24 protein-coding genes are annotated in these 22,383 nt (G+C 53.3%); 9 read left to right on the top strand and 15 right to left on the bottom strand.

Features of this window, described 5'->3' with window-relative positions; all coding sequences use genetic code 11:
• Positions 1-30 precede the first annotated feature (30 nt).
• Positions 31-666 carry an endonuclease III gene (gene nth / locus Q4551_RS07790; protein WP_303432953.1) on the bottom strand — a complete coding sequence of 212 codons (636 nt, stop codon included), beginning with the start codon at positions 664-666 and terminating at the stop codon, positions 31-33.
• Between the two features lie 309 nt (positions 667-975).
• Here nth and Q4551_RS07785 point away from each other — a divergent pair, with 309 nt between their 5' ends.
• Together Q4551_RS07785 and Q4551_RS07780 are read left to right on the top strand one after the other, a co-directional pair.
• A complete protein-coding gene (locus tag Q4551_RS07785; protein WP_303432952.1) occupies positions 976-1,383 on the top strand; it encodes an ester cyclase in 408 nt (135 codons plus the stop codon).
• A 383-nt stretch (positions 1,384-1,766) separates the two neighbouring features.
• The gene (locus Q4551_RS07780; protein WP_303432951.1) at positions 1,767-1,982 is read left to right on the top strand and encodes a VF530 family protein; all 216 of its coding nucleotides are present in this window, start codon (positions 1,767-1,769) and stop codon (positions 1,980-1,982) included.
• Between the two features lie 168 nt (positions 1,983-2,150).
• Here the strand turns inward: Q4551_RS07780 and aroQ are convergent, their stop codons facing one another.
• Complete coding sequence (gene aroQ, locus Q4551_RS07775; RefSeq protein ID WP_303432950.1) at positions 2,151-2,579, bottom strand: type II 3-dehydroquinate dehydratase; 429 nt, start codon at positions 2,577-2,579, stop codon at positions 2,151-2,153.
• 504 nt (positions 2,580-3,083) lie between these two features.
• Between aroQ and Q4551_RS07770 the strand changes: the two genes are divergently transcribed.
• On the top strand, positions 3,084-4,223 hold the full coding sequence (locus Q4551_RS07770) for an aminomethyltransferase family protein (protein WP_303432949.1): 1,140 nt from the start codon (positions 3,084-3,086) through the stop codon (positions 4,221-4,223).
• 124 nt (positions 4,224-4,347) lie between these two features.
• On the opposite strand, the gene Q4551_RS07765 is transcribed toward Q4551_RS07770, so the two are convergent.
• Entirely contained in the window at positions 4,348-5,292 is a 945-nt protein-coding gene (locus tag Q4551_RS07765; RefSeq protein WP_303432947.1) for an AEC family transporter, read from the bottom strand.
• Positions 5,293-5,554: 262 nt separating this feature from the next.
• Between Q4551_RS07765 and Q4551_RS07760 the strand changes: the two genes are divergently transcribed.
• Positions 5,555-6,304 (top strand): sulfite exporter TauE/SafE family protein, encoded by a 750-nt coding sequence (locus Q4551_RS07760; RefSeq protein ID WP_303432945.1) that lies wholly within the window; start codon positions 5,555-5,557, stop codon positions 6,302-6,304.
• Between the two features lie 102 nt (positions 6,305-6,406).
• On the opposite strand, the gene Q4551_RS07755 is transcribed toward Q4551_RS07760, so the two are convergent.
• The 10 genes from Q4551_RS07755 to sufB form a co-directional block, all read right to left on the bottom strand.
• Entirely contained in the window at positions 6,407-6,601 is a 195-nt protein-coding gene (locus Q4551_RS07755; RefSeq protein ID WP_303432943.1) for a (2Fe-2S)-binding protein, read from the bottom strand.
• Between the two features lie 204 nt (positions 6,602-6,805).
• Entirely contained in the window at positions 6,806-7,837 is a 1,032-nt protein-coding gene (gene dapD / locus Q4551_RS07750; protein ID WP_303432941.1) for a 2,3,4,5-tetrahydropyridine-2,6-dicarboxylate N-succinyltransferase, read from the bottom strand.
• Between the two features lie 81 nt (positions 7,838-7,918).
• The gene (locus Q4551_RS07745) at positions 7,919-8,287 is read right to left on the bottom strand and encodes an ArsC family reductase (protein WP_303432939.1); all 369 of its coding nucleotides are present in this window, start codon (positions 8,285-8,287) and stop codon (positions 7,919-7,921) included.
• Positions 8,288-8,384: 97 nt separating this feature from the next.
• A complete protein-coding gene (locus Q4551_RS07740) occupies positions 8,385-9,083 on the bottom strand; it encodes an alpha/beta hydrolase (RefSeq protein WP_303432937.1) in 699 nt (232 codons plus the stop codon).
• Positions 9,084-9,127: 44 nt separating this feature from the next.
• Complete coding sequence (gene sufT / locus Q4551_RS07735; protein WP_303432935.1) at positions 9,128-9,655, bottom strand: putative Fe-S cluster assembly protein SufT; 528 nt, start codon at positions 9,653-9,655, stop codon at positions 9,128-9,130.
• A 123-nt stretch (positions 9,656-9,778) separates the two neighbouring features.
• On the bottom strand, positions 9,779-10,138 hold the full coding sequence (locus tag Q4551_RS07730) for an iron-sulfur cluster assembly accessory protein (RefSeq protein WP_303432933.1): 360 nt from the start codon (positions 10,136-10,138) through the stop codon (positions 9,779-9,781).
• 28 nt (positions 10,139-10,166) lie between these two features.
• Positions 10,167-11,411, bottom strand: a complete 1,245-nt coding sequence (locus Q4551_RS07725; protein ID WP_303432931.1) for an aminotransferase class V-fold PLP-dependent enzyme — start codon at positions 11,409-11,411, stop codon at positions 10,167-10,169.
• A complete protein-coding gene (sufD, locus tag Q4551_RS07720) occupies positions 11,408-12,745 on the bottom strand; it encodes a Fe-S cluster assembly protein SufD (protein ID WP_303432929.1) in 1,338 nt (445 codons plus the stop codon). The genes Q4551_RS07725 and sufD overlap by 4 nt, the downstream gene beginning before the upstream one ends.
• 77 nt (positions 12,746-12,822) lie before the next feature.
• On the bottom strand, positions 12,823-13,569 hold the full coding sequence (gene sufC / locus Q4551_RS07715) for a Fe-S cluster assembly ATPase SufC (RefSeq protein WP_303432927.1): 747 nt from the start codon (positions 13,567-13,569) through the stop codon (positions 12,823-12,825).
• A gap of 199 nt (positions 13,570-13,768) precedes the next feature.
• A complete protein-coding gene (gene sufB, locus Q4551_RS07710; protein ID WP_303432926.1) occupies positions 13,769-15,244 on the bottom strand; it encodes a Fe-S cluster assembly protein SufB in 1,476 nt (491 codons plus the stop codon).
• Between the two features lie 295 nt (positions 15,245-15,539).
• Here sufB and Q4551_RS07705 point away from each other — a divergent pair, with 295 nt between their 5' ends.
• The 4 genes from Q4551_RS07705 (at position 15,540) to tcdA (ending at position 19,140) form a co-directional block, all read left to right on the top strand.
• Complete coding sequence (locus Q4551_RS07705; protein ID WP_303432925.1) at positions 15,540-16,007, top strand: SUF system Fe-S cluster assembly regulator; 468 nt, start codon at positions 15,540-15,542, stop codon at positions 16,005-16,007.
• Between the two features lie 127 nt (positions 16,008-16,134).
• The gene (locus Q4551_RS07700; protein ID WP_303432924.1) at positions 16,135-17,478 is read left to right on the top strand and encodes a TonB family protein; all 1,344 of its coding nucleotides are present in this window, start codon (positions 16,135-16,137) and stop codon (positions 17,476-17,478) included.
• Between the two features lie 209 nt (positions 17,479-17,687).
• Complete coding sequence (locus tag Q4551_RS07695) at positions 17,688-18,278, top strand: hypothetical protein (protein WP_303432923.1); 591 nt, start codon at positions 17,688-17,690, stop codon at positions 18,276-18,278.
• A 52-nt stretch (positions 18,279-18,330) separates the two neighbouring features.
• On the top strand, positions 18,331-19,140 hold the full coding sequence (gene tcdA, locus Q4551_RS07690) for a tRNA cyclic N6-threonylcarbamoyladenosine(37) synthase TcdA (protein WP_303432922.1): 810 nt from the start codon (positions 18,331-18,333) through the stop codon (positions 19,138-19,140).
• 214 nt (positions 19,141-19,354) lie between these two features.
• On the opposite strand, the gene Q4551_RS07685 is transcribed toward tcdA, so the two are convergent.
• A complete protein-coding gene (locus tag Q4551_RS07685) occupies positions 19,355-20,194 on the bottom strand; it encodes a M48 family metallopeptidase (RefSeq protein WP_303432921.1) in 840 nt (279 codons plus the stop codon).
• A 424-nt stretch (positions 20,195-20,618) separates the two neighbouring features.
• On the opposite strand from Q4551_RS07685, the gene Q4551_RS07680 reads away from it, so the two are divergent.
• A complete protein-coding gene (locus tag Q4551_RS07680; protein WP_303432920.1) occupies positions 20,619-21,998 on the top strand; it encodes a DEAD/DEAH box helicase in 1,380 nt (459 codons plus the stop codon).
• Here Q4551_RS07680 and Q4551_RS07675 read toward each other — a convergent pair.
• Complete coding sequence (locus Q4551_RS07675) at positions 21,946-22,278, bottom strand: pirin-like C-terminal cupin domain-containing protein (protein ID WP_303432919.1); 333 nt, start codon at positions 22,276-22,278, stop codon at positions 21,946-21,948. The two genes, Q4551_RS07680 and Q4551_RS07675, sit on opposite strands and share 53 nt — an antisense overlap.
• Between the last annotated feature and the right edge of the window lie 105 nt (positions 22,279-22,383).

Raw genomic sequence — 22,383 nt, 5'->3', positions numbered from 1 at the left:
ACAGACCGATATGATGTGATGGCATGTCTGTCAGTCGGACGTTTTTTGTTTGTACTCACATAAATCTTCAATCAAGCATGAACCACAGCGGGGTTTACGGGCAACACAGGTATAACGCCCGTGCAAAATCAGCCAGTGGTGAGCATCCAGTTGAAATTCCTTGGGCACCAGCCGTATGAGCCGTTGTTCTACTTCGTTGACGTCTTTGCCGGGGGCAATACGGGTACGGTTGGATACCCGGAAAATATGGGTATCGACGGCAATCGTCGGCTGGCCGAAGGCGGTATTAAGCACGACGTTGGCTGTCTTTCTGCCAACGCCTGGCAGAGCTTCAAGGGCTTCTCGGTTTTCCGGTACCTGGCTCTGGTGTTTATTGATCAGAATGTCGCAGAGTTTGATGACGTTTTTGGCTTTGCTGTTAAACAGGCCAATGGTCTTGATGTATTGTTTTAGTCTCTCTTCACCCAGTGCCAGCAGTGTTTCTGGCGTATTGGCAACCGGATAGAGTTTACGGGTCGCCTTATTGACCGAGACATCCGTTGCCTGGGCCGATAGTAATACGGCAATCAACAATTCAAAAGGAGTGCGGTATTCCAGCTCGGTTTTGGGGTGTGGGTTGGCCGCCTGCAGACGACTGAAAATTTCGGTGCGTTTCGCTTTGTTCATGGTTCTGTTGTCGGGCTAGTATCAGGGAGCGGTTACTGTGCCATGAGCCTTGTGGACAGCCTAGCGGTAAATGTTACCAGCAGGTGTATCACGTGATATTTGTGTGAGTTGGCCGGTGTGTTAAGTAAGAGAATGAAAGGGTTGGAAACCGGTTAGTCGTGTATGGACTACCGTTACAGAGGGAAACAGTACCGTTAGGTGAACTCCAGCGGAACCATGTCACGCTTTCTTGGCTATGGAGTGGTTACACTTCGATACAAAATCTACACTGCCCGCTGTCACAGAAAGTAACAACCCACGGAAAAGGCAATGACCACCGATAATAAAATGCTCGTTGAGCAATTTATACATAATGCCTGGGGAAAAGGTCGATTCAATCTTGTGAAGCAAATGGTAAGTCGGGACTTTCTTTACCATGCCTCACAGTCTCTCGAAACCAATGATATTGATGGTTTTATCAAGGAGATCGACACCCTGCATAATGCGATCACTGATTTTGATCTGGCGATTGAAGACATTATGACCGATGGCGACCGTGCTATCAGTGTAATGACCATCTGCGGAAGCTTTGTCAAACCGGTATTCGGCTTTCAGCCCAATCAGAAACTGGTTGGTATTACCTGTGCAATTACCTGGACGTTGCAGCGCGGTAAGGTACGTAATATCAGTCTGATGATCGATATTGCTCACTTGCAACAGCAGCTCGCCGTTGCTTGACTGATGAAATAGCCGGCATTCAGTTTTGCCACTGGCTAAATAGCATCCGTCCTTTTATTACTTTTCCTGTCTGATTCCAGGCAGGTTCCTGTCCGTTGTTTTTATCAAGGTTTCTGCTTTAGGGGACATTTATTTAATCCGGTGCTCACTCTGGGCTATCTGGGCTACCGGATGGTTTCGAAGGGCGCGGGTTGCCGCCGTCCAGTGCGGTGTTGACGAATTTGAAAAGGACTCGTCATTTCGCTGCATTCGTCGCCTTGCCCTGAACAACGGCAACACTCGCGCAGAGTCGTGCAGGATTAAATAGATGTTCCCTTTACCTTTGATCTCTTTGGACTAACACTTCGCTCTGTTTTTTTATTGGCTTCTGCGAGGTAACACCCATGGCACACGAACAACCCAATAACCCCCTGCATGGACTGACGCTGGAAAACATACTCAAGCGTCTGGTTGAGCATTATGGCTGGAGTGGATTGGCGCAGGAGATCAATATCAATTGTTTCAAAAGTGATCCGTCGATCAAGTCATCGCTAAAATTCTTGCGTAAAACCGAATGGGCCAGAAGTAAGGTCGAAGCACTGTATCTGTCTACTTTCTGATGTATTTGGACAGCGTGGTGAGGGTTTGGTGTTGGCGCTTGAAACCGCGCTCAGATACAGCCGCTACGGTGCCCACCGGCAGGTATTGGTAGGTGTAGGTATTGTCGGTTTGTTTCCCCGGATTAATACAAGCCTGCCAGTACAGGCCGACACTGCAACTCGCAGGGGTTACTGGGCAAAGTATTCGAGAGCAACCTGATAACCCAGCGTTCCCATACCCGCAATCACAGCGTCGGCCCGCAAGGAGACGTAGGAGTGATGACGGAAGGCTTCACGCTTATGGACGTTGGAGATATGCACTTCGACCACTGCCGCTTCAAAGGTGTTCAGCGCATCGAGGATAGCAACCGAGGTGTGGGTATAGGCCGCTGGGTTGATAATAATCCCCTGAGCCTGATCGCGCGCTTCATGGATGCGATCGATGATCTCACCTTCGTGATTGCTCTGGAAAAACTTGATGGTCAGGCCCAACCCAGCACCCCGCTGACGCATCTTGTTTTCAACATCTTGCAGGGTTTCGTTGCCGTAGATCTCTGGTTCACGCTTGCCCAGCAGGTTCAGGTTTGGGCCGTTTAATACGTAAATAGTTTTGTTCATTGGTTGATTCCATCGTAGGCCACGGGCCGGGCCGTTATTGCTGATTGGTGGAGGTGGAGTTTAGCGGATATCCGGGCGGCGGCGCAGCCTGGTTGTGCCAGATACCTGCATCGGGTTGTTTTTCAAACCGCTGCCATAACACCGGGAACCGGCGATACCGGACAGGCGATGTGTAATAAACGGGAGCCGTGTTGCACAGGTTTTATGGTTTGTCGTTTATTTATAGCGTGTGCATCTTGTTACTCACTCTATATTTACTGCATTGACTGCTTGATTTAATGCACCAATATGATGCCATCTGGTATTGGTTGACCTAAAAGAAGGCGGCTATTGGGTGCGTTGAGCGGTAATCCGGTCGTTTTTGGGGTGAAATCCGGGTAGAAATATTTTTTTCCTCATAGGAATCATCAGTTTGGCAATCCATGGCCCGGAACTTGCCTTTCCTCTCAGGAATAATAATTCCCTTGCAGGGATTAAGTACTGTCTACACGAACGGAGAAACAAATGGCTAATTCATGGCGTATCGCCGCACTGGCGGAAAAACACCGAGCCCTGGGATCAAACCTGGAAGACTGGAACGGACTGCCTACAGCATGGACCTATAGTAACAGCGGTTACACTCTGGCCGACGAGCACGAAGCAATCCGTACCAAAGCGGGCTTGATGGATGTATCGGGTCTGAAGAAAGTGCACTATGTTGGTCCACATGCGGAAAGCCTGCTGGAGTGGGCGACCACTCGTGACATCTCCAAACTCTATCCTGGTAAAGCGGTTTACGCTTGTATGCTGAACGAAGCAGGCAAGTTTATCGATGACTGCGTTATTTATCGTATGGGCCCCAACTCCTTTATGGTGGTGCATGGTACTGGTACCGGTTACGAACGCCTGACCCAGGCTGCGCTCGGCAAACAGGTCGCAGTGTTGTTCGATGACGATATGCACGATTTGTCCTTGCAGGGCCCTGCTGCGGTGGATTTCCTCGCCGAGCATGTTCCTGGCATTCGTGATCTGCCTTATTTCCACCATACTCACGCCCGTCTGTTTGGTTGCCCGGTAACGATTTCACGTACTGGCTATACTGGTGAACGTGGTTACGAGATCTTCTGCAAAGCTGCTGACGCTGCCACGATCTGGGACAACGTGCTGGAACAGGGTAAGGAATTTGGCATTATCCCTTGCTCCTTTACCGCCCTCGACTGGCTGCGTACCGAAAGCTATCTGCTGTTTTTTCCGTTTGATAACTCCGAGATGTACCCGTTCGAAAACGAACCTGCGGGCGACACTCTGTGGGAACTGGGTCTGGACTTCACCGTATCCAAGGACAAAACTGCATTCTGTGGTGCCTACGAACACTTCCGCCTGAAGGGCAAAGAGCGTTTCAGCATCTTTGGCGTATTGCTGGAAGGCAAGGAAGCTGCTGCTGAAGGCGACGAACTTTGGGCTGACGGCAAAAAAGTCGGGGTTATCACCTGTGCCATGTACTCGCGCCTGACTGACCGCTCCATGGCCATTGCTCGTCTTGAAGTGCCTTACGCCAAACAGGGCGCACCGCTCCAGGTCAAAGGCAGCCTTGACGTATCGGCCATTGCCCATACTCTGCCGTTTGATGATCCAGAGAAGAAAAAGCGTGTAGCGAAGGGCTGATCAAGCCTTCCGGGCTGAAGCTATGACAGACGTGTGATCGACACCTGAAGAAAAGGGCTTGTTTCCTGGAAACAAGCCCTTTTTTATTGGTGTTATTGTGTTGCTGCGGTTTGCGGCAGCCACCCTAGAGCAGCAATAACAGCGCCGTTGTAAGGGTGAAAAATGACGCCACCGTTGCCACCAACAAGCCACTGGAACAGAAGTTGCGCATACCGTAATGACTGCCAACCATCGGAAACAGCGCCGCCATGGGCAAGGCAGCATAAACAATGGTGAGGGTTTGCAATGTCGGGTCAAAGTCGGGCCACAGCATCAATACCAACATCACCGCCAGTGGATGAACCAGCAGCTTGATGGTGCTGAGCAAGCTGATATCACGGAGGTTGCCGCGCAAGGTGTTGCCAACCAGTGAGCCACCAATCACCAGCAGGGCAATGGCGGCAGCGGCGTTACCTAACAGGGTCAAGGTGCGCAGGGCCGGATTCGGGAGAGACCAGCCTGCCACAGAAACCAGCAAACCCGCGGCGATGGCGATAATAATCGGATTTTTGATCAGCCGTTGAATAATACCCGCCAGTACCGTGATGATCGACAACGCCTGTTGCTGGTCTTCCTTGCTTCTGCCCAGCTCCACCATAATCAGTACCGCCGGCAGAATAACGATGTTTTCGACCATCACAGCGAAAGCAAAGGTATGGCCCCATTCCTCTCCAAAGGCCTGTACGACCACCGGGTAGCCGATAAAGATGCTGTTGGGCATGGAACAGCCCAGTGCCTTGATTGCGCTGGTGGACAGGTTGTTTCCGAGCATGCCGCGAAATACGATCAGTGCAACGATCTGGGCCAGCAAGGCCCCTGCTGCATACACACCGAGGAAATCCCAGGCCTGAATCTGGCTGAAGTCCAATTGCGATACGGTGGCAAAGGTCAACGCCGGAATCAGGCAATACAGTACCAGCCTGGATAATACCGGCAGCATGTCCTTGGGGATAAAACGACTGTGTACCAGGTAAAAGCCCAAGCCAATAACAGCAAAAATAGGAATAATAATCGAGACAGTAGACAACATGGGAAAGGCGTCCTGGGTAAGGGGCTGCGTAGTAGCGCTCGGCACTCAGATCAGATGACCGATGTTGTGGGTCAATGATCAACCGGGTAATAAGATTACCGGGCAAAACGCTATCACGTCAGGGCAGCAGGGTGATAATTCAATCTTGTGTGTGGTGATTCAATGATTGGTAAGGGCGTTGACTGCGACAAGGGCGGTCTGGTCACGATAGTATCTTGTCTCGCTCACTGACTGAGAGCTTATTCAAAGTAAGGAATATCGCATGTGGATGGGTTTTGAGCCTGGCTTTTGGCTGCTGGCGGTCATTGCAGTGTTGATTACCGGGATTTCCAAGTCCGGTTTTGCCGGTGGGGTTGGCGTGGTCGCCGTCCCCCTGATGACCATTTATATCGACCCTCGTCAGGCCGCGGCCATTATGTTGCCGCTGTTGTTACTGATGGATTTTTTCAGTGTGCGTTTCTGGTGGGGTAAACAGAACCTGCAGGAACTGCGGCGTTTGCTGGTACCGGCGGCCCTGGGGTTGATCGTGGGGTATCTGCTGTTTGATTGGCTGAATGCCGACATGATCAAGATGATGCTGGGGATATTGTCATTGGCGTTTGCACTGTGGGGGTTGAGTAAAAAGCAGGCGTTGGGTGAACCGCGGCAGGGCCATCCGTGGGTTGCCCGTGTGTGTGGCCTGATGACCGGTTTTACCAGTTTTGTTGCCCATGCCGGTGGGCCACCGCTGAATTTGTATCTGTTGCCGTTGCGGTTACCACGGCCTGAATATCTGGCCACCATGGTTGTGACCATTGCCTGCCTGAATGTGGTCAAGCTGATTCCTTATGGCCTGCTGGGGCAGCTCAGTTCTGCCAACCTGATGACCGCACTGATTCTGATGCCTTTTGCCTGGATGGGTGCTCGTTACGGTGTGAAATTACAGGCACTGATAGACGACAAAACCTTTTACCGGATTATTTATCTGGCGTTAGGCTTGATCGGTTTACGGCTGTTGTGGGATGCGATTTGAGTGTTCTGGAGGAGCGACGAGTAGCAACTCAACTGTCTGCGAACGACTGTCGACTGTTGTTCGTCAGGCTGTCATCGCGTGTCGTGTACTGCTGCGCTGTTATCAGCCAACATTGGCAAACTCACAAGCGGGCAGGGTGCTGACATGCTCGCGGATCAGTTGCTTGGCAGCGCGTCCACAGCAACCACAGTCGGTAGCCAGACCGAGCGACCGGCGCATTTCACCATAACTTTGACCTTGATCAACCGCATCTTTGACTTGTTGATTGGTAACGGCTTTACACAGACACACATACATATTGCTGATCTCCGCAATCGAGAATGACTATCAGTGGTAGACAGTGTATCTAAATGATAAGAGTTTGCAATACTTTTAGTGACTGTAATTCCGGTTGGTTACCGGGGCAGGAAAGCGGCTAGCAAACAGGGTGCAGGCAAGAGCCATCGCAGGCCGTAAAACGGTACTGCGATGGCTGACTGATCAATGCTGGAAACGCCTGGATCAGTTGTGTGCGTGCAGCTCTTCGTTCAGCTGAATGGCACTCTTGTTGGTCACGCACTGTACTGCGCCACTGATGGAGTCACGACGGAACAGCAGATCGGATTTGCCCGCCAGGTCACGGCCCTTGACGGTTTCAACCACATTTTTCTGGTCGTCCAGTACCAGAATCTTGGTACCGGCGGTGACGTATAAACCGGCTTCAACGGTACAGCGATCACCCAGTGGGATACCAATACCGGCGTTAGCGCCCAGCAGGCAGTTTTCGCCCACCGAAATAATAATGTTACCACCACCGGACAGTGTGCCCATGGTCGAACAACCGCCACCCAGGTCAGAACCGTTGCCGACCACAACACCTGCTGAGATACGGCCTTCAACCATCGAGACGCCTTCCGTACCGGCGTTAAAGTTGACAAACCCTTCGTGCATGATGGTTGTGCCTTCACCCACGTAAGCGCCCAGACGGACACGGGAAGTATCGGCAATGCGTACGCCTGCAGGTACTACGTAATCGGTCATGCGAGGGAATTTATCAACGCTGTTGACGCTCAGCAATGTACCGTTCAGGCGCGCATCCAGTTGGGCCGCCGGCAGTTCTGCCAGATCGATGGCACCCTGGTTGGTCCAGGCGACATTCGGCAGCAAGCCAAACATACCAGCCAGATTAACACCGTGTGGCTTGACCAGGCGATGGGACAGCAAATGCAGCTTGAGATATACCTCGGGCGTGCTGCTGGACTGGGCATCGGTTGCCAGTACTGTGATTACCACCGGCTGTTCGCTTTCAATGCAGGCACGGGCAAGGCCGGATTGAGTGGCATCCAGTTCTGCCAGCGCATCCGCAAATGCACTCAGGTCGCCACCGTCGGCTTCAATCGCCTGGTTGCCACCTTCGTAGCCCAGGGCGCTTTTGGCCGCTTCAATCAGGCTGTCGGCGGGGTTGAGCAAGGGCTTGGAGTAAAAGACTTCCAGCCATTCTCCTTTGCTGTTTTTGGTGCCGACACCGATGGCCAGTGCAAATGCATTACTCATGTCATATTCCTCAATTCAATTCCGCTGCGCCAGACAGGTACGGGCAGCCAGTCAGTCTGTGGATTGTTTAATCGGGTTTGATTAATCGGTTTGGGTTGCTGGTGGTTGGTTAAACAGGGCGGCGTAAGTATCTGGCTTGAAACCCAGTAACTTCTGGCTGCCGGTATCCAGCAAGGGTCGTTTGATGATCGACGGGTTCTCGAGCATGGCCTGGCGCGCACTGGCGTTATCCATCCGGGTTTTGAGGTCATCCGGCAGGGCGCGCCAGGTCGTGCCGCGTTTGTTGATCAAGGCTTCCCAGCCCAGCTCGTCCAGCCACTGGTCAACCAGCGCCGGGTCCAGCCCGTCTTTTTTGTAATCGTGAAAGGTAAACTCAATCGCTGCCTGATCGAGCCAGCTGCGGGCCTTTTTGATGGTGTCGCAGTTTTTGATGCCGTACATGGTGATCATGATGAAATCCGCTGCCGAAAATCGAAAGGCGCAAGGATACCAAAGCCAGCGGCGGAGTTCAGCGTGTGGTGGTGATTCATGGCTGGATATACAAAGATCAGGAAGCCTGGGTATGACTGAGGCAGCTGCTGAGAAAACGGCAGACATCGGCAATTTCAGGATGCGACACCTCGTGTTGCATCGGATAGCTGAACCACAGTGGTTGCAGGCCATGCTGACGCAGCTGTTCCAGCGCCGTTGTTGCCAGCGAGATAGGAACCACCGGGTCGACTGTGCCATGGGCAATCATGACTTGCAGCTGGCAGTTGGCCGGATGCAGCTTGAACGGATTTACCCAGCTGCCATCGGGCACGTAGGTGCTCAGGGCAATCAGGCCACCGAGTGTCTGGCCAAAGCTGGAGGCGGTCTGATACGCGACGGCCCCTCCCTGGGAGAAACCGGCAATAAAAATGTTCCAGGATGGAATACCGCTGTCGATCTGCTGCTGGATCAGGCGGTACATACGATTGACGGAATCGGCCAGCTGGTCGGGATCAATCGTGCGTTTGGGAGTCATGGCCAGAATATCGTACCAGGAGCGCATCGAGGTACCATTGGCCATGGTCACCGGGCGTTTGGGGGCATGGGGGAAAATACAGCGCAACTGAGAGGTGTCCATCAGGCTGCCCATATGCTGCACCACCGGGACAAAGTCGTAGCCATCGGCCCCCAGGCCATGTAACCAGATCAGGCAGGCACTGGCCTTGCCGCTGGACGGTTCGAGCACCACCTGCTCCGGGGTTTCGGTCATATTCATAGGCTGTATTTGTCTCCAGATGGGGCAGGGATCATGTCCCCCGGTTAGAAAAACAGACCGGCTTCGAGCTGCGCTTCTTCCGTCATCATGTCACGATGCCACTGGGGTTCAAACACCAGTTCAACGTTGACAGCACTGACATTGGGTACCTTGGCGACCCGGTATTTGACGTCAGAGATAAGCACTGGCCCCATACCGCAGGTGGGGGCGGTCAGGGTCATGCGAATATTGACCTGAGTGCCATCGATATCGATGCCATAAATCAGACCGAGATCAAGCAGGTTGATCGGGATTTCCGGATCAAAAATCGTCCGCAAGGCCTGTTCGACCTGATCTTTTCGAACAATGCCGTCATCGTGTGCGGCAAATTCGATTTGTTCTGCTTCCAGCCCCAGTGCGGCGGCATCCGTGCCGTCCACGCGCATCATATTGCCGTTCACGGTAACGGTGTAGTTGCCACCCAGCGCCTGGTTGATGGTGACAAACACACCTGGCGGAATGGTGGCAGGAATACCGGAAGGTACCTGTCGCGCTGGACATTCGGCCAGCGAAACAACCATACGTTTTTCCATAAAAGAATTACCTGTAGCGAAGGTTTTGCTCCGCGATGACGGTATGGCGACCGGTATCGCGGAGTGGCAGTGCTGGTGTGCCAAACATCAGTTGCCAGACAAGACGGGCAAGCTTACACCGACTCAGACCGAAAAGGATTCACCACAGCCACACAAATCACGGGCATTGGGGTTATTGAACTTGATGATGCTGTTCAAGCCTTCTTTGGTGAAGTCGATCTCGGTGCCACGGACATAGGACCTGGCATCGGCAGCAACATACAGGGTGACATCGCTGGCGACCTGTACAATCTGGTCGCCGTCACTGGGAGCGTCGACAAAATCGATATCATACTTGAAGCCGGAGCAGCCGCTCTTTTTGACCGCCAGGCGGACGCCGGTCTTGTCACTGTTTTTGGCCAGCATGTTGCGGATGTGCTGGATCGCTGCAGCAGTCATGCTGACATCGGCAGCGGCATTCGGGTCGTAGGTTTCAATACTCATCGGTGTGTCCTCAATCGGTCACGAATCATTACAGCAAAAACATCTTGGCTTTTTCCAACCCTTTGAACAAGGCATCAACCTCGTCCAGAGTATTGTAAAATGCCATCGAAGCCCGCACGGTGCCGGGAACACCCAGACGTTCCATCAAGGGCATGGCACAGTGGTGGCCGGTGCGTACGGCAATGCCTTGCTGGTCGAGCAGGGTACCAACATCCGCCGGGTGCACTCCCTCCAGCAAGAAGCTGAAGACCGAGGCTTTTTGGGCGGCTTCACCAATAATACGGATACCGCCCAGCTCCAGCGCCATGGCATGGGCTTTTTTGATCAGTGCTTCTTCCTGGGCCGCCAGTATCTTGCGGTCAAGCCCGTTGAGATAGTTGATCGCGGCGGCAAGGCCAATCGCCCCGGCAATGTTTGGCGTTCCGGCTTCAAACTTGTAAGGCAGCTGGTTGTAGGTTGTGCCCGCAAAGGAGCAGCGTTCGATCATTTCACCGCCACCCTGATAGGGCGGCATGTCATTGAGCAACTCTTCCTTGCCGTACAGCACGCCCATACCGGTCGGGCCGAATAATTTATGGCTGGAGAAAGCGTAGAAATCGACATCCAGTTGCAATACGTCGATATCGAAGTGGGACACGCCCTGGGCGCCATCCACCATGACGACGGATTCGTTGATGCGGGCCATACGGACAATGTCCGGAATGGGGTTCACGGTGCCGAGTGAGTTGGACACGTGGGCCACCGAAATCAGTTTGACACGGGGTTCCATCAATTCGGCCATGGCGTTGAGGTCGAGTTCGCCATTGTCTTTCACCGGAATCGGAATCAGCTCAGCACCAACCTGCTCACACAGCATTTGCCAGGGCACGATATTGGAGTGGTGCTCCATCTCGCTGACCAGAATACGATCACCCTTGCCAATGTGCTTGCGGCCCCAGGTGGCGGCAACCAGGTTTATGCCTTCGGTGGTGCCACGGGTCCAGACAATTTCTTCCGGTTTCAGAGCACCAATAAATTGCTGCACGGTGCGGCGGGCACCTTCAAACTGTTCGGTCGCCACGTCACTGAGATAGTGGGCACCACGGTGGACGTTGGAATTGACCGTACGGTAGAAGTTGGCTTCGGCTTCAATGACTGCATTGGGTTTGTGCGTTGTCGCGCCGTTGTCGAGATAGACCAGTGGCTTGCCATGGACCTGCTGTTGCAGTGCCGGGAAGTCCTGACGGATCTGTTCGATGTAGCGGCGGGTCTCGGTGGCATAGGCGTCGATCATGACAAGGCCTCCACTTGTTCGGTGGTAAACGCCGGGGCGCGGCCAAAACGTTGCGCCAGCAGCGGGCGTAACCAGTCCCCGATGGCAGGGTGCGGCAGGGCATCCAGCAGTTCGTTGATAAAACCAAAGCTCAGCATCACTTGGACATCCTGTTCACTGATGCCGCGGCTTTGCAGATAAAAACGGGCCTTGTCATCAAGCTGGGCGACGGTTGCACCGTGGGCGCATTTCACATCGTCGGCGTAGATTTCCAGTTCTGGCTTGGTGTCGATTTCAGCCTTGTTGGTCAGCAACAGGTTTTTGTTGCTCAGCTCGGCCAGGGTTTTTTGCGCATCCTTGTGAATATGAATGCGGCCGTTAAAGACGGCTTTGGCCTGGTCGTTGATAATGCCGCGGAATACTTCGTTGCTGGTGCAATGGGCGGCAGCGTGTTCGATACAGGTATGAAAGTCGACCAGCTGCGATCCTTGCGGCACATACACACCAGAAATCTCTGAGTGCGAACCACCTATATTGTGGTTAACCACCAGATCGTTGCGCGTCAGTGCTGACCCCAACCCTAAATGAAACGCCTGATAGTGAGCATCACGCTGCAAGTCGATGCGGCTGCTGCCGATAAAGGCGCTGGCGGACTGCATCCGGTTCAGGCGGTAATGGGTCAGGCGGGCATTGTCGCCGATCTGGATATCGGTCTGATTGTTGGTAAAGCTGTTATCGTCGTGTGCAGAGACGGAAGCAAATTGTTCAATCAGTGTCAGTTCCGCATTGGTTTCCAATACCACCAGAACCCGGCTATTGACGCTGTAGGCTGATTCGGCTCCGGTGTTGATGGAACAGATTTGCAGCGGTTTGTCGAGCTGGCTGTTACGGCCGATGGTGACCAGTACGCCGCTGTTGAGCACGGCGTCGTTAAGGTCGTTGAACAGGTGATGATTCGATTGCTGGCGGGCGTTGGCCAACTGTTCAGCGATGGCAGCTTGCTGGTCTGTATTGGCGTTCTCAAACAGTACCACTTGCTCCAGCGCCAATGCACTGGACAGCTCGGGATGGATCTGGCCGTTAACCAGCACCAGCTGATAGCTGTCCAACCCGGCGATGGTTGCCGCTGCTGCCAGATCCTTGTTATTGGCCGCGGTGATAGGGGGGATATCAGCATGGTAGCTGTCCCCGGCCAGGGTTTTCAGCGAGCAGTATTTCCACGCTTCGGTTTTGCGGGTCGGCCAGGGGGCAGCGGCAAATGCAGCACTGCCCTGGACGCGAATGGGCTGTAACCAGTCTGGCGCATGGGTGCCGTTGACTCGTTGCAGTTGTTGATCTTGAAAAACAGTAGCCACCTTAACTCTCCGGACTGTGGTGTTGTAACGCGTCAGAGTTCAGATTCTTGACGCCAGACAGATAAAAGCTCGCCATTTCAGGCTTCGCTTTCCAGCCAGCTGTAGCCTTTTTCTTCCAGTTCCAGTGCCAGCTCTTTACCACCGGACTTGACGATTTTGCCATCGGCCAGTACGTGTACGTAATCCGGCACAATGTAGTCGAGCAGACGCTGGTAGTGGGTCACGATAATAAAAGAGCGGTTTGGATCTCGCATGGCATTGACGCCATGGGCAACCACTTGCAGGGCATCGATATCCAGACCGGAGTCGGTTTCATCGAGAATGCACAATGACGGTTCCAGCATCATCATTTGCATCAGTTCGTTACGTTTTTTCTCGCCGCCAGAGAAGCCTTCGTTAACACCACGCTTGAGGAAGCTCTGGTCGAGGTTAACGGCCTTGATTTTTTCTCGGGCTTTTTTCAGAAAACTGACTGAATCCAGTGGCTCTTTGCCCTGGTGAGCGCGAATGGCATCGACTGACGCCTTGAGAAATTCGAGGTTGGAAACCCCGGGAATTTCAACCGGATACTGAAACGCCAGAAACAGACCTTCGCGAGCACGCTCTTCTGCTTCCAGAGCGAGAATGTCCTTGCCGTTCAGGGTGGCAGAGCCGGCGGTGACTTCATAACCATCGCGGCCTGCCAAGACGTTACCCAGAGTACTCTTGCCCGCACCGTTCGGCCCCATGATGGCGTGAATCTCACCGGGTTTGATGTCCAGGTTGAGGCCTTTGAGAATGGGTTTGTCTTCCACTTTGGCGTGCAGGTTGCTAATGCTGATCATGGTTGTTCCTGTCTTCGTCTGGCGTCAGACGCAGGACGTCGGACGCAGGATTTATTGCTCAGACGTCGGTTGACGGACGTCTGATGCTGTTGTTTTTCCTCGTTGTCATACTCAAGCTGGCAACGAGTTTGCCGATACACGTTGGTGATCCGGCTCTTGCGCGGGCGCAAAGGAACCGGGGTATCGGGTTGGGTGTGGGTCAGCCCACCGAGCCTTCCAATGACAGCTCCAGCAGTTTGCCCGCTTCGACGGCAAATTCCATCGGCAGCTCTTTAAACACCTCTTTGCAGAAACCGTTAACAATCATGGAGACGGCTTTCTCGGTATCAATGCCGCGCTGGCGACACAAGAACAGCTGATCGTCACTGACTGTGGAGGTGGTGGCTTCGTGCTCGATAACGGCCGAAGGGTGCTTGCTTTCGATGTAGGGGAAAGTATGGGCACCACACTGATCACCAATCAGCAGGGAATCACATTGGGTGTAGTTTCGGGCACCGGCTGCGTTCGGGTTCATACGCACCAGGCCGCGATAGGCGTTCTGGCTTTTACCGGCAGAAATCCCTTTGGAAATAATGGTGGAGCGGGTGTTTTTGCCCAGGTGAATCATCTTGGTGCCAGTGTCGGCCTGTTGATAATTGTTGGTCAATGCGACGGAGTAGAACTCACCGACGGCGTTGTCACCCTTGAGAATGCAGCTCGGGTACTTCCAGGTAACTGCAGACCCGGTCTCGACCTGGGTCCAGCTGACCTTGGCGTTGGTATGGGCGACAGCGCGTTTGGTCACAAAATTATAGATGCCGCCTTTGCCTTCTTCGTCGCCGGGATACCAGTTTTGCACCGTGCTGTATTTGATTTCTGCATCATCAAGGGCGATCAGTTCCACCACCGCAGCGTGTAACTGGTTTTCGTCGCGCATTGGCGCGGTACAGCCTTCGAGGTAGGAAACGTGGGAGCCTTCATCGGCGATGATCAGGGTACGTTCAAACTGACCGGTTTTGGCTTCGTTGATACGGAAGTAGGTCGACAATTCCATCGGGCAGCGGACGCCTTTGGGAATATAAACAAACGAGCCATCGGAGAACACGGCACTGTTAAGTGCGGCATAAAAGTTGTCACGCTGTGGCACCACGGTACCAAGGTATTTTTTCACCAGTTCCGGGTGTTTGTGTACCGCTTCGGAAATCGGCATAAAAATCACCCCGGCTTCCGCCAGTTTGTCGCGGAAGGTGGTGGCAACGGATACCGAGTCAAACACCGCATCGACGGCAACACCGGCCAGCATTAGCTGTTCGTGCAGCGGAATACCCAGTTTTTCATAGGTGCGCAGCAGTTCAGGGTCGACTTCGTCGAGGCTTTTGGGGCCATCGGCCATGCTTTTGGGGGCGGAATAATACGACAGTGCCTGAAAGTCCGGCTTGTCGTATTGCACGTGAGCCCAATCCGGTTCGACCATTTCCAGCCAGGAGCGGTAAGCTTTCAGACGCCATTCGGTCATCCACTCCGGCTCACCTTTCTTGGCAGAAATAAATCGCACCACGTCTTCATTCAAGCCGGGGAGCAGGGTGTCGGATTCGATATCACTGATAAATCCGGCAGCGTATTCTTTTTTGAAACGCTGGTGGATTTCCTGATTCGCTTCGGGGTCGGTCAGAACTGGGGTTGGGGCATCGGTCATGGCGCTATCTCTCGGTCGGATGACATCGTTCCGTTCCTGATTGCAAACCGTGAGGTGATGGCTTGCCAGCATTGCTGCTGAACTCAGCGGTCAACGCAGGCCACGATGGCTCAAGCTGTGCGGATATCATCATTTCGTTAGTCCCACCATTCTACTCAAGTAATCACGGTATTACCAGAATCAATACTAATTTGGTATGCTTTGGTGATAAACCGGTTTATGCCACTGTTGCGGTGGCTCCTGAAGCAGCGATCTAGCGCTGGCTAATGGACGATCAAGTGAGTAATTACTCTCCATGAAAATCAGCAAAATGACCGACTATGGTGTGCTGGTACTGAACCATTTGGCGCAAAGCGGCGGGGCTCAGCAGTCCACTGATGAAATTATCAGCAGTATTGGTGTGTCGTTGCCAACCGCTCGTAAAGTATTAAAAACCCTGGCTGATGCCGGACTGGTACAGGCGCGGCGCGGGTCTCGTGGTGGATATCGGCTGGCCCGTCGTCCGGAGCAAATTCCTTTGCTGACGATTGTGGAAGCCTTTGAAGGCAAGGTCAGCCTGACCGAATGCAGCACGGTTGAGTCGGGTTGTGATATTACCGATAGCTGCTCATTGGCCGAAAACTGGGGCGGAATCAACCAGGTGCTGACGCTGGTACTGTCGGGTATCAGCTTGCACGACATTCGCCATCCGCAAGCGCTGCAGCGTATTACCGCCTGTTTAACCTTGTCTACCGATCAGATTCCGCTGACCAATCTGGATTAGGTCATACCGTGGCTGCCGGTGTTCTGTCATGCAAATGTCACCGAAGCGTCATTTGAGCTGATATCGACAAGAATCTGTCATGTTTCGTATCTAGACTGGTTTGATGAATATTACGGACCGATCTGATATGCGCCTGGTTTCCCTGTGTCTTTTCTTACTGTTATCGATGGCGACGATTGAAGCGGCAGAGCTTGAATCCCATGTGCTGGAGTTACAAGGCGTTGCGGTTTATCAGCGGCTGGATAACGATGTGTATCTGGCTTCTGTCTACAGCGCCAGTGGCAGCAGCGATAGCTGGTTACACGCTAGTCAGCCACTACGGCTGGAAATGCATATCCTGGCTGAAGAACTCTCTCCCCGGCGTTTTTATCGGCTCTGGAATGAAGGGCTGGCAATTAATCTCAGCGAAGAGGAAATGAACCAGCGAGTTGCGGAAGTCACCCGTTTTATGCATTTGCTGAAGGATGACTTGCTGGCAGGGGATCATCTGGTGATTTCCAACGAAAGCAATCAAACGCTGGTGTCTGTTAACGGGGTTGAGCTGTTGCAGTTGGATGATCCTGGGTTTGTACGGGCGTTAGTGGCTGCCTGGGTAGGGCAGTACCCTCGCTCACAAAAATTCAAGGATGATCTGGTGCATATGTCTGCCGATCAGCGCCAGTTGCAAGAGGCCCGGTTGCTGTCTATACAACCTGCACCGGGGCGTCAGCAAGTGATCAAGGGGTGGCTGGCCGCAAGCAAACCACCGGCCCAACCGGTCCGCCGTCCATCACGTGAGCGATTGGATGCGGCAGCCGCGGTTGCAGCACCTGTATCGGCTCCAGTTCCGGTATCGGCTCCAGCTCCGGCTTCAGCTTCAACGGCAGCTGCTACAGAGCACGTGGTTGCCAGTACCGTCAGTAATCAGGCGGCTCCAGAGACGGCGATAGTGCTGGATAAAACGGCGGATACAGCCGTCGAATTACCCGACAGTACTAACGCCATGGCAGAGGATGGCGTGAGTCCTTTGGAGGCAGAATCAACAGCAGACGCAGCGGTGGATGTGTCAAGCACTGAACAATCAGAACAGCAGCAACAACTGGAAATACAGGCCGTCGCGGCACAAGCGGCGGCTGAACTGGCCGCGCAGCAGGCACAGCGTATGCGTCAGGAAGCCTTGCAGATTGAACAGCAACAAGCTGAAACCCGCTATTATCAGGAGCTGCTGACGAGCGCAAACGGGAAGGTGCTGTACCCCAAGCAGGCGGTGCGGCGCGGGCTGGAAGGCACCACTCAAGTAACCTTGAAATTGCAACGGGACGGACAGCTGGTATCGGCCGTTGTCAGTGATAGTTCCGGCCATGAAGTGCTGGATTCGGCTGCGGTGCGAGCGGCAGAACGGGCCGCGCCTTATCAGGCGTTGCCGGATGTGTTATCTGGCTCAGATTTTGAGTTCGATATTCCTTTTCGTTTTGTGATGAATGCCCGTTAACCAGGCTGCCAGTCCCCGGTGCGTCGTGCTAACGTTGGACAATCTGAAGGGATGCGGAAAGACGCGAAGGGCAAGATAAACGCCTGCGTTGTGTTAGTGTGATAAATATCATTAACACGTCGTGCAAGGGGGTTTTTCTGGTAATACCAGATCCAAGTCATTTCAATCCAGGCAGGGTTGTAGTAATGAAATGTATATCAGTGCTTGTCATGTTTCTGATACTGGCCACTCCCGCTTTTGCGGCAAGTGAGCGGACGTACGGTAATTTTGAGGTATTGGGCAAGTCCTGGTTTTTAGTGGCTTTGAACAATACCGCAGAGTCTGGCAAACAAGGTACTGTGACCGAAGGTACACGCCTGGAATTAAAAGTGGTTGAAGACGAAATTTCACCACGCCGCTTTCGACAGCTCTGGATGGAAGCCTTGGCATCCGCTGGCACCACACACAAGATGGCTGATTATCAGCAAGATCTTGATCGTTTCTTTTCTTCCGTCAAGGGCGCCTTGTTAAAAGACGACCGAATCTCTCTTGAATTACAGAGCGGTGATACCGTACTGGTGATCAATCACTATGACCATGCCCACCTGTCTGCAGAGTTTATGTCCTTGCTGGTTGATTCCCTGACTGCACGTATTGCACCGATCCCACAATTACGACAGGGCTTGCTCGGTTTGATTGAACCAGAGCAAATGATTGCACTGGAAAATGAATTTCATGCCGAAGAAATCCCCCTCCAACGTATCAGCCAGACATCCCGCTGGTTGCGTTTCCCCAGTAAAACCCGCGTTTCCCAGCTCTGATATACTCCGTCCTTCACCCGTGGTGATTGACGCGTAGCATTCAGAGGTAGTAGTGACTCCAACATATACAGACAGATTTGGCGGTATCGGCCGTCTTTATGGCGTTTCCGGACTTGAGCGTTTGTCCTGTGCCCGCGTTTGCGTGGTGGGTATTGGTGGTGTCGGTACCTGGGTTGCTGAAGCCTTGGCCCGCTCTGGTATTGGCGCCCTGACACTGGTGGATCTGGACGATATCTGTATCACCAATACCAACCGTCAGATTCATGCTCTGACCGATAACGTCGGACAGATGAAAGTGGCTACCATGCGCGAGCGAGTGCTGCAAATCAACCCTGAGTGTGATGTGCAGGTGGTAGAGGATTTTGTCACCGGTAACAACATGGCGGCGATACTGGCACCGGATGACCAGTACGATTATTTTGATTATGTGGTGGATTGTATTGATAGCGTCAAGAGCAAGGCGGCGTTATTGGCTTTCTGCAAGCGTCGTAAAATCCGCGTGGTAACAACCGGTGCAGCGGGTGGCCAGATTGATCCAACACAGATCCAGATTGCCGACCTCAATAAAACCACCAATGATCCTTTGGCGCGTAAGGTCCGTTCCCTGCTGCGACGTGAGTATGGGTTCTCTCGTAACCCCAGCCGTAACTATTCCATTCCTTGTGTTTTTTCTACCGAACAGCTGGTGTATCCACAGCCGGATGGCTCGGTCTGTCAGATGAAATCTGCTGACAGCGATAGTACCCGGCTGGACTGCGCTTCCGGTTTTGGCTCGGCGACCATGGTGACGGGCACCTTTGGCTTTGTCGCGGCTTCCCGTGTGGTCAAGCGCATTGCTACGGATGCGGGCAAAAAAGGCTGATGTTCGCGATCACCTTGCAGGAATAAACAAGGAGTTGTTGTGGGATTGAGCTGCGAGGAGTGAGCTGCGGAGAATATGGCTGCTACTGCAGCCATACCAAAAAACGCCATGCTGAACAGGGTTTGGAATCCATTCTACCTCTGCCCCGGTTGTTCTGATCCCAATGGTCAATGGTACTGACCGATTGGGGGTGGCGGCTTCTGGACTCCGGTTCTTATTGCACAATCGTCACAGGATATACCGCTGATTTTTGAGCCGTCGGATTCAGTTTGGCCATTTCCGGTGCCAACTTGCCCAGATCGCTGGCGCGGCTGCTGGATGACGGGTGAGTAGACATGAATTCCGGTACGGAACTGCCGCTGGCTTGCTGCATTTTTTCCCAGAGTGTTACTGCCGAGGTTGGAGAGTAACCGGCGCGGGTGGCCAGCTCGATACCAATACGGTCGGCTTCTGTTTCGGCTGTGCGGCTATTGGGCAATTGCAAGGCATATTGAGCTGCCAGAGCACCGCCAGACAACACCATGGCGTTATTGTCTGTTACCGCAGCAGTGGCCATTAATCCGGCGTTAATGACCATGGCGCGGGACATTTGTTCGGCGGTGTGGTTGGCCAGCGCGTGGGAAATTTCGTGCCCCATAATCTGGGCAATTTCATCATCCGTCAGATTGAGCTGATCAATAATACCGGTGTAAATGGCCATGCGACCACCGGCCATACACCAGGCATTCAGTGTGTCCGGGTCATTGATGATGGCAACGCTCCATTCCCAGCTGCTGGTATCCGGGTACTTGGCGACCGCTTCGGTGATCAGGCGGCCAGTAATGGTGCGGATACGGCTGATTTGTTGTGGGTCAGTGACCAGTTGGTCGCTGGCTTCCAGTTCGCTGACGGTACTCAAGTATGCCGTTTTGGATTCCGTAATGGCTGTTTCTGGTGAGATCACCATCAATTGCGAGCGGCCTGTCGGGCTGGTTGAGCAACCGGCCAGCAGCAGGGCTGCAGTAATGCCAGTCAGCAGCAAGGATTGGCAGGTGGAGGTGTTGGCAGTGTGCATGAGATCGTTTTCCGTTTTGAATATCCTGATGCGGTCAGTTTACGGTCAATTGCCTTTAGGGGACATCCATTTAATCCTGCACGGCTCTGCGCGAGTGTTGCCGTTGTTCAGGGTAAGGCGACGAATGCAGCGAAATGACGAGTCCTTTTCAAATTCGTCAACACCGCACTGGACGGCGGCAACCCGCGCCCTTCGGGGGCTGCCGGATGATCTCGACTCGGTGTCGCCGACTTTTGACTTGACCCGTCAGGCCTGCAAGTCGGCTTCGTGATTCGAAACCATCCGGTAGCCCAGAGTGAGCACCGGATTAAATAGATGCCCCCTTTAGTCTGAAGAAAATAGATGTACTGACAGCGCGTTTAATTCAGAGTGTCTCTGTCATCCGGCTGTTATAATTGCCGCAATATTATTGTGAGGCGTATACGTGTTTACTGATTATTCTCTGAATCCCCGCTTGGCGCTTGGCCTGGAAAAATTGTCATTGGCAACTCCAACGGAGGTACAACGGGCAGTCTTGCCGTTAGCATTGGCTGGCAAGGATATTCAGGTATGCGCTGAAACGGGCAGTGGTAAAACGCTGGCCTATCTGTTGCCGGTGATGCAGGGGTTACTGGAGCGGGATGCGCCCAATTCGGCCACTCGGGCACTGATTATGTGTCCGACCCGAGAGCTGGCCAATCAGGTGACCAAGGTCTGTCAGCACTTTTGTGATCTGACGACGCTGAGTGTTGGCCAGTTATGCGGCGGTGAAGAATTCCAGTATCAGGCCGCTTTGCTGCGTAAAAACCCGGAGTTGATTGTTGCAACGCCCGGGCGACTGGTTGATCACCTGAAACGCGGTACCTGTGAGTTGGACGATCTGGAATATCTGATTCTGGATGAAGCTGACCGTATGCTGGATATGGGTTTTGCCGAAGATATGGATATTATCCGGCGCGCCTGTAAGAACGAGCGTCAAACCCTGCTGTTGTCGGCAACTTTACGTCATGAAGGGGTTGGCCGCATTGCTGCTAACTTGCTGAAAGAACCGGAAGAAATCACCACCCATACGATTCAGGAACAACATGGCCTGATTACCCAGCAACGGATTCTGGCGGACGATAACGCCCATAAAGACCGTTTGATTGCCTGGCTGCTGGCCAATGAAACATACGAGAAAGCCCTGGTGTTTGTGAACAAGCGCACCGAGGTGGAACGGCTGTCAGAATTTGTTCGTCGTCATCGTAATGGTGTGGCCATGCTGCACGGTGAAATGACCCAGGATGAACGTAAATATGTCATGCAGATGTTGCGGGAAGGCAAACGTAATATTCTGGTGGCGACAGATGTTGCGGCGCGTGGTCTGGACGTTGAGGGTATGGATCTGGTGATCAACTACGATCTGGCCCGCAAGGGTGATGAATACGTACACCGTATCGGTCGTACCGGTCGGGCAGGTAAATCCGGCCTGGCGATCAGCCTGATTTCGCCCTATGAATGGAATCTCAAGGCGGCGATTGAAAGTTATATTCAGGTCGTGATGGAACCGCGCAAGATCGAAGGTCTGGTGGCGGTTTATAAAGGCCCGAAAAAACTCAAGGCATCCGGCAAGGCGGCGACGGCGGGCAAGCGCAAGCCGAAGAGCAAAGGCAAGGATGGAATCAAGGGGCGTGATGGCAAACCTGGCAGAACCGGGCCACGTCCATCGCGGCCTGCGGCTGCCGGAGCAAAGCGTCCGACGGGAGGTCGCCCGGCGACGCGCAAGAGTAACGTTACGGACGGCGAAGGTTTTGCTCCTTTGCACCGTAAAAAACCAACCGAATAGATTGGTTATTATCGTAACTGATGCCTGATGGCCTGTTTTTCGAGCCGGCGGTCAGGCAGGGTTGTTGACCCAAACGGTCGGCCTGGTCGTCGGCAATGGCTTGTTCAATTTCTTCCGGATTGTTCATTACAAAAGACCCGTAGTGAACAATTGACTCACGTAATGGACGTCCGCTTAGCAAGTGCAGATCGATATCCGTATTGGCGGTTACTGTGATGTAGTCTTCGTCTGAATCCGTGTGGGTTGTTGCTGGCAGTCCCAGCAACTGGCTATGCCTCATCCTCATCCCCGTTAGCATTCCCGGTAGACATAAGGGGGCATCTATTTAATCCGGTGCTCACTCTGGGCTACCGGATGGTTTCGAATCACGAAGCCGACTTGCAGG

Source organism: Oceanobacter sp. 5_MG-2023, from assembly GCF_030548165.1.
In the GTDB taxonomy this organism is placed as follows: domain Bacteria; phylum Pseudomonadota; class Gammaproteobacteria; order Pseudomonadales; family Oceanobacteraceae; genus Oceanobacter.
The sequence above is the reverse complement of the archived record's forward strand: the minus strand, read 5'-3'. Positions and strand labels throughout refer to the sequence as shown.

What these genes read in the sequence shown, in the direction of transcription:
- nth (WP_303432953.1), bottom strand. Translation starts at nt 666, where the DNA reads ATGAACAAAGCGAAACGCACCGAAATTTTCAGTCGTCTGCAGGCGGCC.
- Q4551_RS07785 (WP_303432952.1), top strand. Translation starts at nt 976, where the DNA reads ATGACCACCGATAATAAAATGCTCGTTGAGCAATTTATACATAATGCC.
- Q4551_RS07780 (WP_303432951.1), top strand. Translation starts at nt 1,767, where the DNA reads ATGGCACACGAACAACCCAATAACCCCCTGCATGGACTGACGCTGGAA.
- aroQ (WP_303432950.1), bottom strand. Translation starts at nt 2,579, where the DNA reads ATGAACAAAACTATTTACGTATTAAACGGCCCAAACCTGAACCTGCTG.
- Q4551_RS07770 (WP_303432949.1), top strand. Translation starts at nt 3,084, where the DNA reads ATGGCTAATTCATGGCGTATCGCCGCACTGGCGGAAAAACACCGAGCC.
- Q4551_RS07765 (WP_303432947.1), bottom strand. Translation starts at nt 5,292, where the DNA reads ATGTTGTCTACTGTCTCGATTATTATTCCTATTTTTGCTGTTATTGGC.
- Q4551_RS07760 (WP_303432945.1), top strand. Translation starts at nt 5,555, where the DNA reads ATGTGGATGGGTTTTGAGCCTGGCTTTTGGCTGCTGGCGGTCATTGCA.
- Q4551_RS07755 (WP_303432943.1), bottom strand. Translation starts at nt 6,601, where the DNA reads ATGTATGTGTGTCTGTGTAAAGCCGTTACCAATCAACAAGTCAAAGAT.
- dapD (WP_303432941.1), bottom strand. Translation starts at nt 7,837, where the DNA reads ATGAGTAATGCATTTGCACTGGCCATCGGTGTCGGCACCAAAAACAGC.
- Q4551_RS07745 (WP_303432939.1), bottom strand. Translation starts at nt 8,287, where the DNA reads ATGATCACCATGTACGGCATCAAAAACTGCGACACCATCAAAAAGGCC.
- Q4551_RS07740 (WP_303432937.1), bottom strand. Translation starts at nt 9,083, where the DNA reads ATGAATATGACCGAAACCCCGGAGCAGGTGGTGCTCGAACCGTCCAGC.
- sufT (WP_303432935.1), bottom strand. Translation starts at nt 9,655, where the DNA reads ATGGAAAAACGTATGGTTGTTTCGCTGGCCGAATGTCCAGCGCGACAG.
- Q4551_RS07730 (WP_303432933.1), bottom strand. Translation starts at nt 10,138, where the DNA reads ATGAGTATTGAAACCTACGACCCGAATGCCGCTGCCGATGTCAGCATG.
- Q4551_RS07725 (WP_303432931.1), bottom strand. Translation starts at nt 11,411, where the DNA reads ATGATCGACGCCTATGCCACCGAGACCCGCCGCTACATCGAACAGATC.
- sufC (WP_303432927.1), bottom strand. Translation starts at nt 13,569, where the DNA reads ATGATCAGCATTAGCAACCTGCACGCCAAAGTGGAAGACAAACCCATT.
- sufB (WP_303432926.1), bottom strand. Translation starts at nt 15,244, where the DNA reads ATGACCGATGCCCCAACCCCAGTTCTGACCGACCCCGAAGCGAATCAG.
- Q4551_RS07705 (WP_303432925.1), top strand. Translation starts at nt 15,540, where the DNA reads ATGAAAATCAGCAAAATGACCGACTATGGTGTGCTGGTACTGAACCAT.
- Q4551_RS07700 (WP_303432924.1), top strand. Translation starts at nt 16,135, where the DNA reads ATGCGCCTGGTTTCCCTGTGTCTTTTCTTACTGTTATCGATGGCGACG.
- Q4551_RS07695 (WP_303432923.1), top strand. Translation starts at nt 17,688, where the DNA reads ATGTTTCTGATACTGGCCACTCCCGCTTTTGCGGCAAGTGAGCGGACG.
- Q4551_RS07685 (WP_303432921.1), bottom strand. Translation starts at nt 20,194, where the DNA reads ATGCACACTGCCAACACCTCCACCTGCCAATCCTTGCTGCTGACTGGC.
- Q4551_RS07675 (WP_303432919.1), bottom strand. Translation starts at nt 22,278, where the DNA reads ATGAGGCATAGCCAGTTGCTGGGACTGCCAGCAACAACCCACACGGAT.